Raw genomic sequence first — 12,515 nt, 5'->3', positions numbered from 1 at the left:
TAATAGAAAAAAGAGGTGAAAAACATGTCAATCGAATCACTATGGAGCTCTCGCTTTCAACAACATATTCAAAATGCCATCACATACTTTGCACGTATGATTAACGGTTTACTATATAGCTTCATCTTCGTCTCATGTGTAGGTGCATATTATTACGCTAAGTTTCTTAAAACGGATCCTTCTAAAGGAATATCTTTATTACTCATCACGATCGTACTTACACTCATTATAACGAGATGCCAAGTTCGCACATTTATTCAAAAACCGGACGCTGTCTATTTACTTGCATTAGAAGAGAAATTAACATCTTATTTTAAAAAATCTCTTCTATATAATTACATCATTCAGCTTTTCCCGCTTATATTTACGTTCCTTGTTATCGTACCGCTTGCCATGCAATCATTACAACTAACCGTACCTTTCTTATGTACAATCTTTATAATTTTAATGATTCTAAAGGGCTGGAACATATACATACATTGGATGTGGCGTGATAGTTATGAAAAAAGCATATGGTTTATCATTCGCATTGCTTGTAACGCCCTGATCATTTACATGCTATTTTATACTGCAAATGTAATTGTATTAGGTGGATTACTCTTACTTCTCGCTTTCTTACTTCTATATACGAAGAAACAGCCCACAAAGCGAATACCGTGGGAATACATAATTGAGCAAGAAGAAAAAATGGACATACGCTTTTATCAATTCGCTAGCATCTTTACCGATGTTCCGCAGCTAAAAAAACAAGTAAACGGCAGAAAATGGCTTACAAATTGGATCGAACCTTTACTACATAAAAAACGAGCTACTTTCTTCTATTTATACACACTTGCATTTTTACGTGGTAATGATTATTTCGGTATATATATTCGCTTGGGGGTAATCGGTGCTTTCATCCTATATTTTGTTCCGAATATATACGTAAAAGGTGCTACTGCTTACATCGTCCTATACATGATCTCTATGCAACTTCGTTCTCTGTGGAAATATTTTTCAGGAAATATTATTGTAGCATTATATCCGATTGCTACTGAAAAAAGAATGAATCAATTTCTCAGCTTAATTTTCACATTACTAAGTATTCAACTCATTGTATTTTCAAGTGTTATACTCATTGCTACAGGGCAATTTTCACATAGTCTTATCATTATGATTATCGGGTTAATCTGGATCAAATTTATTATTGTACCAAAAACGAAGCAACGCGTTTCTTCGCTTTAACGAAAAGAATTATCTTAAAAGCCAAGGAGAAAATAAATTACCTCCTTGGCTTTTTTATTTTTCTTCCTCAAACAAGAATCACTGAAACAACCGATATTTTATGATTTTTACATACAAAAACGATAATACATGTTTACGTCCTAATAAAAAGGGTATTTATTAAATTAACAGGGCAAAGGAACTGGAGGGAATGAAAAAATATGAATTAAGGTTTCACTTTATAAAAGGCGTTGCTCAAGGACGATTCTGGAACCGATTATATAATATAAGGAGCTGATTGCAATGAGTAAAAAAATTGCTATTTTAATAACGGATTATTTCGAGGACACAGAATACACAGAGCCAGTAGAAGCTTTTAATCAAAAGGGATACGAATTAACAACTATTGAAATGGAAAAAGGTAAAACGGTACACGGTAAACAAGGAAAAAGTGAAGTCGTAATTGATAAAAGTATTGATGATGTTTCTCCAGAGAACTTTGATGCCCTCTTTATACCAGGCGGATTTTCCCCAGATATACTTCGTGCAGATGAACGTTTTGTTCGCTTTAGCAAAGCATTTATGGATGCGAAAAAACCTGTTTTTGCTATTTGTCACGGCCCCCAATTACTCATCACTGCACAAACACTTGAAGGACGCGATGTGACTGGATATAAATCCATTGCGGTCGATTTGAAAAATGCCGGTGGAAATTTTCATGATAAAGAAGTGGTTGTATGCCAAAATCAGCTAGTAACAAGTAGACAACCAGAGGACATCCCAGTGTTTATTGAAGAATCATTGCGTATATTAGGATAGTTATTATAGGTTAACCAAAGTAGTTAAATAACTACTTTGGTTAACCTTTTTATTTGTAAAAACCAAAATTAACACCATATGAAACATTTCTTCATCTTTAATGATTTTTTGAGACAGCCTCTTTTTTTCGTCCCAAAATTTCTAATCACTTTTCATAGGCAGTTCTCATATAGTGAAAATGACTATATAATTCCTATCCATAAGTTAAATAATGATTTTACACATATAAATAAAAAAGATAGGAGCTCTATTATGAACAACAATCCACCTGCAACGCCCCAAAACAACTCAGAAGAAAATAGCCGTGACATTAAATTGCAAACATTACGTGTCATCGGACTCATCGTCCTTATTAGTGGTTATATCCTCGTCGCTCTCTCAGAAGTAGGTGAGCTGAAAACCTTATTAACAAACCCTAACGCCAATCCTGATTTAGCTGAAGTTGATCCGTTTTAAAAATTATATAAAAAGCGAGTCCCAGTATAACTGGTTCGCTTTTATATAGTTTCATCCAATCTGAGAAACATTTCCTTCATTCTGATACTTCTCTTTCCCTATCGCCTTCATAAATAATAAAATACTGCTCATACCAACGATGAAATATAGAGTGCTCATGCCCCAAGATGCAATAAATGAACCTAACATAACTCCTAATGCACCGTTCATTTTCGCCACTTGAAAGACCATTCCGTTAATCGCCATATATGAACCTCTTGCCTCATCCGGCACTATGTCCGCCATTATAGATTGACGAACTGGCACATACATCATCTCTCCTACAGTTTGGAAAAGCCCTGCGATTAATAAGATCCATAAACTATTGCTCGTTCCGAGTATTGTAAATCCAATTGTATAAATGAACAAACCTACATATAAGATTTTCAAATCATTGAATCTTTTCAGCATTTTAATAAGAAGCGCTGAACATAACACAACTAAAATTGTATTCTCTGCCGATATCCAGCTGAGCATTCGAATACCTGTTAAATCGAATGTAAAACCATTCCCAAAGAAAAAGTGCACCGTTTCAAATTCCTTCTGTAAACGTATCCCTAAATAATTATTAATTTGAAACTCTAACGATAGTGTACATATACTTGCTGCACAAAAAATTAAAAACGCTCTATCTTTCATCACGACTTTATAACTATCTGCCATATCTTTTAATACATTTTTCTTCTCCACCGTTTTTCGTGCCACATACACTTCTTCCATATATACAGCCATCACATATAAAGTAATAACTGCAACAACCGTTAATACGATAAACAATTGTAATCTATAGTTTTCAAATAGTAACCCGCCAAATATTGCTCCAATCGCAATTGACAAGTTAATAGCCCAGTAGTTAATGCTGTACATGATCTTTCGATTTTCAGGTGTACTCACATCGATTAACATCGCTTCGGTCGCTGGGTTCATAAGTCCAGATCCTAAGCTGTTCACTAGCATAAATAAAAATGTTAACCACGGTGAGTCTACATAATCTGAGTTCGCAATTCCCATACAAGCAATGGAAACGACTTGTATACTTTGGCCGATAATCATCACTTTTTTACGACCGAGTCGATCTCCAATATATCCACCGTATAAACCAATTACTAATGAAGCTATTACATTAATTAGTAGTAAAGCACCAGCCATCGCACTACCTAACTTTATTGAAAAATAAATTGCCATAAACGGAAAAATCATCGTTGATACCGCTCGTGTTAAAAATGATGTTATAATTCTAATTTTTATATTTCGATGCATACTCCAGAATCCCATCGGTTCCCCCTCCTTATGCTTATTCATTTTACTTTGAAAAAGAGGAAGAAAAAGGTTAGAATATTCTAAAGAGTTTCCCCTTTTAAATAGAAGGAAGTGCATACATATGAAGATTATGGACTATTATGTTCGTTTAAGGTTACATTCACAAGATCAGCAACTTATACGAAATAGCTTACAAGAATTAGCGGATATTTTATATTGCAGTACGAAAAACGTGAAGATTTTATTAAAGAAAATGAGCGAGGAACAATTCATTAAGTGGACACCAGGGCGTGGTCGCGGAAATAAAACAGAAATTATATTTGTACATAGTTTCGTAGAAGCAATTGAATCCTATACAGATGAACTGTTAGCCCAAGAAAAATTAAAAGATGTCTTTCTTCTTTTAAAAGAGCCCCTTCCTCTTGCACTTCAAAAAAAAATAGAAAATAAACTACATCATCATTTTGGATACGAACCTTCAAATGATATGTACGACATATTAAAGATTCCTATATCAAGAAAGATATTCCCATTAGATCCGGCTTTTGTGGCTGTAACTACGGAGAGCCATCTTACTAGTCAAATTTTTGATACATTAGTCTTTTATAACGATGTGACAGAACAAATGGAACCGCACATTGCTCATACGTGGGAATTAAGTCAGGATCAACTTACGTGGACGTTTTATTTACGAAAAGATATACATTTTCATAATGAAACTCTTTTAACTTCTAAAGATGTTCAATTTTCATTTGAAAGATTGCAGCAAGCTCAATCTCCTTACGCATGGTTAACACAGGAAATTGTCCAAATTGAAACACCATCACCACTGCAAATTCGATTCCATTTAGCAAAACCAAATTTATTTTTCTTACGTTATGTGAGTTCCATGCAACTCGCAATTTTACCGCATGATGCAGTTATTCAAAATCATCACTACATAGGTACTGGACCTTTTAAACTTACTCATTACTCTGAAGACAATATCGTACTCGAAGCGTTCACCCATTATTTTAAAGAGCGTGCGTTATTAGACCGTATTGAATTTTGGGGTATTCCTGATCATTTGCAAATAAATGCTGATTATGAACTACCAAATGAAGAGGAAAATGAAAGGCATGATATACAAATAGAAGAAATAGGTTGTATTTATGCTAGCTTCAACTTTACAAAACCTGGTCCTCATCACGACATTCACTTTCGAAAAGCTTGGAGAGAACTATATGACGTTGAAACGATACTTCATAGCATAGAAGGCAGACGAACAATTGCTGCTTCAAGCTTTTTCCCTGAAAGAAGCCGCCAAGTTCCTAAAAGGTCCTACTCTCTTGAAAAAGCGAAAGAGTATTTAAAAAAGAGCACCTATAATGGAGAGACGATTCATATTTACTTCTTCGCATTTAAAGATAGTGCAAATGATGCACATTTCCTAAAAGAACGCTGCGAACAATTAGGAGTACACGTAGAACTTCACCCATTTCTCGTTTCAGATTATATGGATCGTTCTATTGATAAACATGCGGATATTATTTTCATGGGGGAAGTATTTGCTACCGATCATGAAATTGCATTTTTAAATGTATTTAAAAATAAAAGTTGCTTCGTAAATCGATTCATGGACCCACACTATGCAAAACAAATTAATTGTTTACTTGATACCTTTTTATTAGAAGACAATAAAGAAAAACGGTATAAGCTCATGTATGAGATCGAAGAGTTTTTACAAACAGAACACATCATTTTATTTAACTATCACGTTTTAAAAAGAAAAACATACCCTTCTTCTTTAAAAAACGTAACAATTGATTCATTCGGTTGGGCGAATTTTGCGAAGTTATGGATACAGCCATCCACGTATTAAAATATGAGTTTTTATAAAAGGAGAAGAACCATGAAACGCAACCTAGAAAAAAGACTTTCCTATCTATACACAGGTGAGTTATTTTCAGTCATTACTTTTATTTTCACAAGTTACTTACTTAATTATGCTTATCCTACGTTACATTTATATTCCCTATTTTCTTTTTGGATCTCATTTCTTCTTTTAGAGTTTATCTTATTACAAGGAGCAATTTACTGGTACGTAAAGCGGAAACGACTAAAAAAAGAGAAAACATCTATTACACCTATTAGGATGATTCAATATTTAAAAGTACTTAAAAAGATAAATGTAGCATTGATTGTCACGGGATTTATTACGTTTACTATTGATTTTGTAATTTGGTATCCCCACTTACCTTTAGGCGGGGTATCATTCACTCTATTTATTTATATTTTTGCATTACTTGAGTACATTAACTATTATCATACTCAACTTTCATACGATAACATCTCTGATATTAAACATTTAATCAAATCAAAAAAACTAAAACCGTCCTGTATGAGTAAAGATTTTCAACGTATTTCATGAAAGAGAAGGTACTACATCCTTAGTAGTACCTTCTTCACATACAGATACAAACTATTATTTAATTACTCTATCTAAGTGATCTCTCAAGTTCAATAAATATTGCTCAATATAAGGATTTTTCACCACATCATAACAAGCAAAACTCTTTAACGGACTCATGCCAAGAAACTTCTGCACACGATGTAAATGACTAAGTGCTGATTCTAAACTTTCTCCTTCAAAGAACTTCGTCTTATCTCCGAATGCTTTTTCAGGTGCGTTCCAAGTTGTAGAAAACATATACTGCTTCTCTTTTAATAAACCACCTGTTCCGTATTCATCTGCACCTTTAAAGAACAAACCGTATTCATACACTTCATCCATATATGTTTTAAATAATCCCGGTACACTAAACCAGTAAATAGGTGTTTGATAAATTACAACATCAGCCCATAAAAACTTTTCTTGCTCTTCCTTAATACTGTATCCATCTTGAATCGTTGTTGTTTTCACATGATGATTTTCACTTAGTAAACTTATCATGCAATCAGCTAGCGTTTTATTTAATCGACCTTCCTTTGAACCGTATTTTTCATGCCCATTTATAATGAATATATTTTTCATAACTTTTCTCTCCCTTATTTTACTCTTCAGCTATTAACCCAAGTTGTTGTTTCAGCGTAAGATTATCTTCTAAATGCCAATCTTCCGTTACCTTTCCGTCTTTCACATGCAAAATATCAATTGCAAAAAAATTGATTTTCTTATCATTATGAGTTCCTGTAAAAGAAAGACGAGCTGTTACTTTATCACCAACCACTAATAAATCTTCAATCTCGCAATGTATATCTGGAACTACTTTACGAAAGTTTTGCGCCGCAAGCTTTAATCCTTCAGTGCCTTGTGGTCGACCTTTCGGCAGTGTGTTATCGAAAAAATTTTCAGTAACCGTCTGCGGAATAAGCTCCTCTTTACCTGTATCCCAAAATGCATAAAAACGCTGAGCTGCATGCACGATTTCTGTCGCTTCCTTTTTACTTAATGAAGAATCAATTGTCATTGCTTTTGGCTTCGGCATTTCCTTTAATAACTGAATTTCAGTTTTTTGCTCACCACTACATGCTACAAGCACAATACAAATGACAAAAAAACTAAGAAACATAAACAACTTTTTCATACCCATGGAAATCACCTCCTCCTCATACAAACCCTTTGTATTTCGTATTGCTATTGTATATGCACTAACTTCCTTTATGGAAGTAGTGATATTTTTTTCATATAGTTACCAAAAAGATAGTTTTGTGATACGATAAGGCAAATTCATTCAAAAAAATTTTATGGAGGCTATTTCCATGAGCAATATAGATCCAGTTGTATTAACGAAAGGTTTACCTGGTATACCTTGTCCTATCGCTAAAACGCTTGACGTAATTAGTACAAAATGGACGTTTTTAATCATTCGTGACCTTCTTATCGAAGGAACTTTACGATTTAGTGATTTACAAAAATCAATGGACGGGATTAGTCCGAAAACTTTATCGCTTCGCCTAAAAGAATTGGAAACACAAGGGATTATAACGCGAAAAGTATACCCAGAAGTTCCGCCTCGCGTAGAGTACACGTTAACGGATAAAGGAAAGCAATTAGAGGGGATATTTATTGAATTAAAGCGGTTTGGATTAAGTTTATAAACGAAAAGCCCCTTACCATAAAAATAGTAAGAGGCTTTTCGTTATTCACTACATTACTTCGCAAAACTTTGAGCTAGCTGTTTCTCTCTCCACATAAATGTAATGCCGAGACCAACGATTAAAACAACACCTGAAAATGCATATGGATAATTAATGTTTATATCAAATAATATTCCGCCCATCGCTGGTCCTGCGATATTTCCTAAACTCGTATACGTTGAGTTCATACCAGCAACGAATCCTTGCTCTTTTCCAGCTGCTTTTGATAAAAACGTCGTTAAAGCTGGACGAAGTAAATCAAATGCTAAGAAAATAAAACAAGTAACGAGAAGTACAATCCAATAATTAAAGACTACAGTTGAGACGAATGCTAATACTGCACCTACAATTAAACATATTTGAATTAATACTTTCTCACCGAACATGTCAACCAATTTGCCAAACATAAATACTTGCACAACTACCCCAAAGATGGAGCTAATCGTAATAATTGCAGCAATATCTTTCGGTGTAAAACCAAATTTATGATCAGAAAACAAACTAAAAACAGTTTCATATGCTGATAAACCGAATGCGAGTACAAATACAATAATAAATGCGATTGCATACATTGGATTTAATGATTTTTTTAAATCCCCGATAAAGCTTGATTCTTTCGTATTAGCAGAAATCTCTGCAAGCTCTTCTTTCGTTAACGGCTCTTTCAAAATAAAGATGGAAATTACACATGCGACAAAAGCAATCACTGCTGCCACAAAGAACGGCACACGTATACCGTATTCTGCAATAAACCCGCCGATTCCAGGCCCTATAATAAATCCGGTACTAATAGCCGCTGAAAGATATCCCATCGCCTTTGGACGTTCTTGAATAGAAGTAATATCAGCAACATATGCCGTAACACCCGGCATAATAAACGCGGCACTAATTCCGCCTAACACCCTCGCTGCATAAAGCATCCAAACATCTGTACCTAATCCAAAAAGAAGCTCTGAAACACCAAAAATAAATAATCCAATGATTATCATTTTCTTCCTACCGTAAATGTCGACCCAACGACCCGTAATAGGTGAAGTAATAAGCTGCGCCATTGCAAACACTGCAACGAGATAACCCATCGTCTTTCCTGTTAAATTCATATCATTCATAAAGGACGGCATAACCGGAATGATTAATCCAATCCCTAAAAAAGCGATAAATATATTACTCAAAAGAATGATCAATACCATCTTTTGTTCTTTTATCGGTTTCTTCAATTTTTAACACCTCTTCCCGTAGTTCCTCTCAAAAATAATGCCCAAGAAGCTTTTTCTTTATCCTGCTATTTGTGGGCTCATACTGAGTAAAGATGTCCCCACTCATTAGAATTTCACTCTATCCTTCCACACATACATAAACACAGGGTGAATGACTATCATTCAGTTTCCCGCAGAAATGAACCTACCTTTTCAGACAGGTTCATCTTACTACTTCTTTATATGTAGTGCATGTGTTAAAAAATCTAGTACTTCTGCCTTTTGTAGCTCGACTTGCTCATCATCTTTATGATCATATAAATAAACTTGTTCCGCTGCTGATTCAACAAGAGCGATAAATAACTTCGCTGTTCGCTCTGCGTGAACCGAATCACGAATTTCACCTGATTCTTTTGCCTCACTTAAAAAGTCACTTAGCCATATATAAAGAGGCTCATACACAGCTTCCCATTCTTTTATATGTTCAGTAGATGCAAGACCCGCATACATTAAAGCTTGTATTTCACGATATTCAGCTATAAAGTTAAACACTGCATCTATTACTTGCTCAACCTTACTTGAAAAAGGTGAATCGTTCTGTACTTTTTCTTTCACTGCAAGTATCATCTTCTCAACCATCACTTCTGCTATTGCAGGCATAACAGATAACTTAGAAGGAAAATATAAATAGAAAGTTCCTTGTGCAATGCCAGCCAATTTCACGATATCAGAAATCTTCGTTTTTTCAACGCCCTTTTCCTGAAACACTTCAATAGCTGCATAGACAATTTTTTCTTTTTTATTCATCATCTAAACCCTTTCACACGCGTATTGAATGACTGTCACTCATTTTATAAAATAACTAGCTGTACTGTCAATTATAGTGCACTTTTCATAATAAAAATCTCCCAACAAATCGTTAGGAGATTTAGCTTTAATATCCTTTTCTTATGAAAGAGCTTTTAACCCCGTAACTCCACATACGATAAGAGCTACACTAATCAAACGTGCCTTACTTTTCGATTCACCAAACAGAAACATATTTAATAAAACAGCTCCTGCTGTTCCAATGCCAATCCAAACCGCATAAGCTACACTTACTTGTAAGAACAAGAAAGATGTGTATAAGAATGCAAAGGAAGTTGCAAATCCACCTATATAAATCGCTCCATTTGCTAACGTCTTATCTTTACTATACATTTTAAGGCCTATCACACCGACTATTTCACTAATTGCAGCACAAAATACGAAAAACCAGCCCATTTTTAAGCAGCTCCTTTCACAATTTCTTCCGCGGTTTCTTCTTTATTATCAGCCAGTTTTAAACCGATAACGCCCGCTACAACCATCACGATAAAGAATAGTTTTCCTACACTGAAACTGCCGCCGAAAAGGAATACATCCATTAGGAAAGTACCTACCGTACCAGCTCCGGCAAACACAGCATATACAGTCCCTGTTGCAAGATGTTCGCACGCTTTCGATAGGAAGTAAAAATCAACAGCGATAACTCCTACAATAATGACCCAATGCCACCAAGTATGAGCTGTATTAAAACCAAACACCCAAAAAATTTCAAAGATACATGTTAATATGACATATAACCAAGCTTTATTTTTCATATCTCTCACTTTCTATTATTTACTGACTGACCGTCAGTCATTTTTGATTTAAAAAATATAATCTCACTCTAACTACTATTTAAAAAACCAATATCATCCTCATTTATCCTTATATTTGTTCCGTTATTAAGCTAACTACATATAAAAGTTGCTTATCTACACCCTTCCACAGAAAAAAATGACTGAATGTCATTCATAAACATTCTACATGACCAATTGATAAAGTGTCAACACCCGGATTCTATTAACCCAAAAATATTTTAAATTTCTTAAATCCACATGTATATTTCTTAATAATCTGTCAATAATGGTAGTAACATAATATTTTCTCCATTCCCCCCTTGGAGATCCCTTTGAATCGAGCAGTTGCTTTTAACTAACTGCTCTTTTTTAATTTATCGGCACATTATAATTAAATACTCATAGATAAATTCCAAAACAAAGACCTGTACTCCCTTTTCAACATGCAACAAAGAACGAAATATTTTGTACGCTATTTACTTTTCAACGAGTCTTTGTATGCAATAATTTTATTTTCGAGCATTTTCTCTGTAACTTCTAAATTTTCTCTTTGAATCTGAATAGATTTCCTATGATCTTCTAAGAGCTGTAAACGAGCTTCGGTTGTATGCTCCCCTTCTAAATATAATCTAGCATATTCTCTTATTTTCGCTATCGGCATTTGTGTTTGTTTTAATTTCATTACAAACTGCAACCACTTTATATGTGACTCTTCATACAGTCGATTTCCATTTGCATCGCGATTTGCAATTAATATGTTCTCCTTTTCATAATAACGTAATGTATGTGTGCTCACTCCTAATAATTTAGCTACCTCGCTAATTGTGTACATAACCATTCTCCCTCCGCACGCCATTTACTCTCATATATTTTACTGCCTTATCCAAATTATAAAAAACATTTGACTTAGAGTATACTCTAACAAATACAATCTAACCATGATAAATTAATTTGAATTTAGGAGGCTTTTATATGAAATATACTGTTATTACTGGTGCTAGTTCAGGAATTGGCTATGAATCCGCTTTAGCCTTTGCATCTCGCGGAAAAAATTTAATACTTGTAGCTCGAAGACAAGAAGAATTAGACGGATTAAAATTAAAAATTAACGAAATGCATCCAGAGTTGGATGTTGTCATTCGAAGAACTGATTTATCCGTCACTGAAGAAGTTTATAAATTTTATGAAAGTCTACAAAGTTTTCAAATTGAAACGTGGATTAACAACGCAGGTTTTGGTAATTTCGCCTCAATTGCTGAACAAAATTTAAACAAGATAGAAACGATGTTGCATGTAAATATAGAAGCACTAACAATACTATCTTCCCTTTTCGTTCGAGATTATTCAATGACCGAAGGAACACAGCTTATTAACGTTTCATCAGGCGGTGGATACACGATTGTTGCCAATGCTGTTACGTATTGCGCTACGAAATTTTATGTAAGTACATTTACAGAAGGACTATCTCACGAACTGAAAGAACAAGGTGCAAAATTACAAGTAAAAGTTTTAGCTCCTGGTGCAACTGAAACAGAATTTGCGAAACGTTCATTTAATATTGATGAGTTCCAATATGATGGTGTTGTACCGAAATTCCACACGGCAAAACAAATGGCACAATTTATGCTCGACCTTTATGATAGCGATAAAGTTGTAGGGCTGGTCGATGGTTCTACTTATAACTATGAGCTTAAAAATCCCATTTTTAATTTTGCAGTGAGACAAACGAATTCAAATTCTTAACAACATCTCATTTCTGATTAAAATATAGATACCCACT

Annotated in this window: 15 protein-coding genes; 7 read left to right on the top strand and 8 right to left on the bottom strand. The window is 34.4% G+C overall.

The features are described from left to right. Positions 1-24: 24 nt before the first annotated feature. The 3 genes from ABH960_RS15030 to ABH960_RS15020 all read left to right on the top strand — a co-directional run bounded on the left by ABH960_RS15030 (position 25) and on the right by ABH960_RS15020 (position 2,478). Positions 25-1,224, top strand: coding sequence for an ABC transporter permease (locus tag ABH960_RS15030; protein ID WP_404446193.1), 1,200 nt, complete (start codon positions 25-27; stop codon positions 1,222-1,224). 282 nt (positions 1,225-1,506) lie between these two features. Beyond that, positions 1,507-2,022, top strand: coding sequence for a type 1 glutamine amidotransferase domain-containing protein (locus ABH960_RS15025; protein ID WP_002029999.1), 516 nt, complete (start codon positions 1,507-1,509; stop codon positions 2,020-2,022). A gap of 252 nt (positions 2,023-2,274) precedes the next feature. Then, the gene (locus ABH960_RS15020) at positions 2,275-2,478 is read left to right on the top strand and encodes a hypothetical protein (RefSeq protein ID WP_002010828.1); all 204 of its coding nucleotides are present in this window, start codon (positions 2,275-2,277) and stop codon (positions 2,476-2,478) included. 51 nt (positions 2,479-2,529) lie between these two features. On the opposite strand, the gene ABH960_RS15015 is transcribed toward ABH960_RS15020, so the two are convergent. After that, entirely contained in the window at positions 2,530-3,792 is a 1,263-nt protein-coding gene (locus ABH960_RS15015; protein WP_404446188.1) for an MDR family MFS transporter, read from the bottom strand. A gap of 106 nt (positions 3,793-3,898) precedes the next feature. On the opposite strand from ABH960_RS15015, the gene ABH960_RS15010 reads away from it, so the two are divergent. Together ABH960_RS15010 and ABH960_RS15005 are read left to right on the top strand one after the other, a co-directional pair. After that, the gene (locus ABH960_RS15010) at positions 3,899-5,638 is read left to right on the top strand and encodes an SgrR family transcriptional regulator (RefSeq protein ID WP_404446185.1); all 1,740 of its coding nucleotides are present in this window, start codon (positions 3,899-3,901) and stop codon (positions 5,636-5,638) included. Between the two features lie 30 nt (positions 5,639-5,668). Further along, positions 5,669-6,187, top strand: coding sequence for a general stress protein (locus ABH960_RS15005; RefSeq protein ID WP_404446182.1), 519 nt, complete (start codon positions 5,669-5,671; stop codon positions 6,185-6,187). Positions 6,188-6,241: 54 nt separating this feature from the next. On the opposite strand, the gene ABH960_RS15000 is transcribed toward ABH960_RS15005, so the two are convergent. Both ABH960_RS15000 and ABH960_RS14995 read right to left on the bottom strand, forming a co-directional pair. Further along, positions 6,242-6,790 (bottom strand): NAD(P)H-dependent oxidoreductase, encoded by a 549-nt coding sequence (locus tag ABH960_RS15000; protein WP_404446179.1) that lies wholly within the window; start codon positions 6,788-6,790, stop codon positions 6,242-6,244. Positions 6,791-6,809: 19 nt separating this feature from the next. Further along, positions 6,810-7,349, bottom strand: coding sequence for an ester cyclase (locus tag ABH960_RS14995; RefSeq protein WP_404446176.1), 540 nt, complete (start codon positions 7,347-7,349; stop codon positions 6,810-6,812). A 169-nt stretch (positions 7,350-7,518) separates the two neighbouring features. Here ABH960_RS14995 and ABH960_RS14990 point away from each other — a divergent pair, with 169 nt between their 5' ends. After that, a complete protein-coding gene (locus ABH960_RS14990; RefSeq protein WP_002188429.1) occupies positions 7,519-7,857 on the top strand; it encodes a winged helix-turn-helix transcriptional regulator in 339 nt (112 codons plus the stop codon). A gap of 53 nt (positions 7,858-7,910) precedes the next feature. On the opposite strand, the gene ABH960_RS14985 is transcribed toward ABH960_RS14990, so the two are convergent. From ABH960_RS14985 to ABH960_RS14965, 5 genes are all read right to left on the bottom strand, one after another. Continuing rightward, positions 7,911-9,113, bottom strand: coding sequence for an MFS transporter (locus ABH960_RS14985; protein ID WP_002125479.1), 1,203 nt, complete (start codon positions 9,111-9,113; stop codon positions 7,911-7,913). Between the two features lie 210 nt (positions 9,114-9,323). After that, positions 9,324-9,902, bottom strand: a complete 579-nt coding sequence (locus ABH960_RS14980) for a TetR/AcrR family transcriptional regulator (RefSeq protein WP_002134597.1) — start codon at positions 9,900-9,902, stop codon at positions 9,324-9,326. A gap of 138 nt (positions 9,903-10,040) precedes the next feature. Next, positions 10,041-10,355 carry a DMT family transporter gene (locus tag ABH960_RS14975; RefSeq protein ID WP_000539672.1) on the bottom strand — a complete coding sequence of 105 codons (315 nt, stop codon included), beginning with the start codon at positions 10,353-10,355 and terminating at the stop codon, positions 10,041-10,043. A gap of 2 nt (positions 10,356-10,357) precedes the next feature. Further along, entirely contained in the window at positions 10,358-10,714 is a 357-nt protein-coding gene (locus ABH960_RS14970) for a DMT family transporter (RefSeq protein WP_002134594.1), read from the bottom strand. Between the two features lie 493 nt (positions 10,715-11,207). After that, on the bottom strand, positions 11,208-11,567 hold the full coding sequence (locus ABH960_RS14965) for a MerR family transcriptional regulator (protein WP_002188427.1): 360 nt from the start codon (positions 11,565-11,567) through the stop codon (positions 11,208-11,210). Between the two features lie 140 nt (positions 11,568-11,707). Here ABH960_RS14965 and ABH960_RS14960 point away from each other — a divergent pair, with 140 nt between their 5' ends. After that, positions 11,708-12,478: an SDR family NAD(P)-dependent oxidoreductase gene (locus tag ABH960_RS14960; protein ID WP_404446170.1), complete on the top strand. Its 771-nt coding sequence runs from the start codon at positions 11,708-11,710 to the stop codon at positions 12,476-12,478. Positions 12,479-12,515: the final 37 nt, after the last annotated feature.

This window comes from Bacillus sp. RC252, from assembly GCF_044909215.1.
Classification (GTDB): domain Bacteria; phylum Bacillota; class Bacilli; order Bacillales; family Bacillaceae_G; genus Bacillus_A; species Bacillus_A mycoides.
The sequence above is the reverse complement of the archived record's forward strand: the minus strand, read 5'-3'. Positions and strand labels throughout refer to the sequence as shown.

Bases quoted from the DNA above. Each gene is read 5' to 3' on its own strand.
- ABH960_RS14965 (WP_002188427.1), bottom strand. From the start codon at position 11,567: ATGTACACAATTAGCGAGGTAGCTAAATTATTAGGAGTGAGCACACAT.
- ABH960_RS14990 (WP_002188429.1), top strand. From the start codon at position 7,519: ATGAGCAATATAGATCCAGTTGTATTAACGAAAGGTTTACCTGGTATA.
- ABH960_RS15020 (WP_002010828.1), top strand. From the start codon at position 2,275: ATGAACAACAATCCACCTGCAACGCCCCAAAACAACTCAGAAGAAAAT.
- ABH960_RS15010 (WP_404446185.1), top strand. From the start codon at position 3,899: ATGAAGATTATGGACTATTATGTTCGTTTAAGGTTACATTCACAAGAT.
- ABH960_RS14995 (WP_404446176.1), bottom strand. From the start codon at position 7,349: ATGGGTATGAAAAAGTTGTTTATGTTTCTTAGTTTTTTTGTCATTTGT.
- ABH960_RS15005 (WP_404446182.1), top strand. From the start codon at position 5,669: ATGAAACGCAACCTAGAAAAAAGACTTTCCTATCTATACACAGGTGAG.
- ABH960_RS15025 (WP_002029999.1), top strand. From the start codon at position 1,507: ATGAGTAAAAAAATTGCTATTTTAATAACGGATTATTTCGAGGACACA.
- ABH960_RS14970 (WP_002134594.1), bottom strand. From the start codon at position 10,714: ATGAAAAATAAAGCTTGGTTATATGTCATATTAACATGTATCTTTGAA.
- ABH960_RS15015 (WP_404446188.1), bottom strand. From the start codon at position 3,792: ATGGGATTCTGGAGTATGCATCGAAATATAAAAATTAGAATTATAACA.
- ABH960_RS14980 (WP_002134597.1), bottom strand. From the start codon at position 9,902: ATGATGAATAAAAAAGAAAAAATTGTCTATGCAGCTATTGAAGTGTTT.
- ABH960_RS15030 (WP_404446193.1), top strand. From the start codon at position 25: ATGTCAATCGAATCACTATGGAGCTCTCGCTTTCAACAACATATTCAA.
- ABH960_RS14960 (WP_404446170.1), top strand. From the start codon at position 11,708: ATGAAATATACTGTTATTACTGGTGCTAGTTCAGGAATTGGCTATGAA.
- ABH960_RS15000 (WP_404446179.1), bottom strand. From the start codon at position 6,790: ATGAAAAATATATTCATTATAAATGGGCATGAAAAATACGGTTCAAAG.
- ABH960_RS14975 (WP_000539672.1), bottom strand. From the start codon at position 10,355: ATGGGCTGGTTTTTCGTATTTTGTGCTGCAATTAGTGAAATAGTCGGT.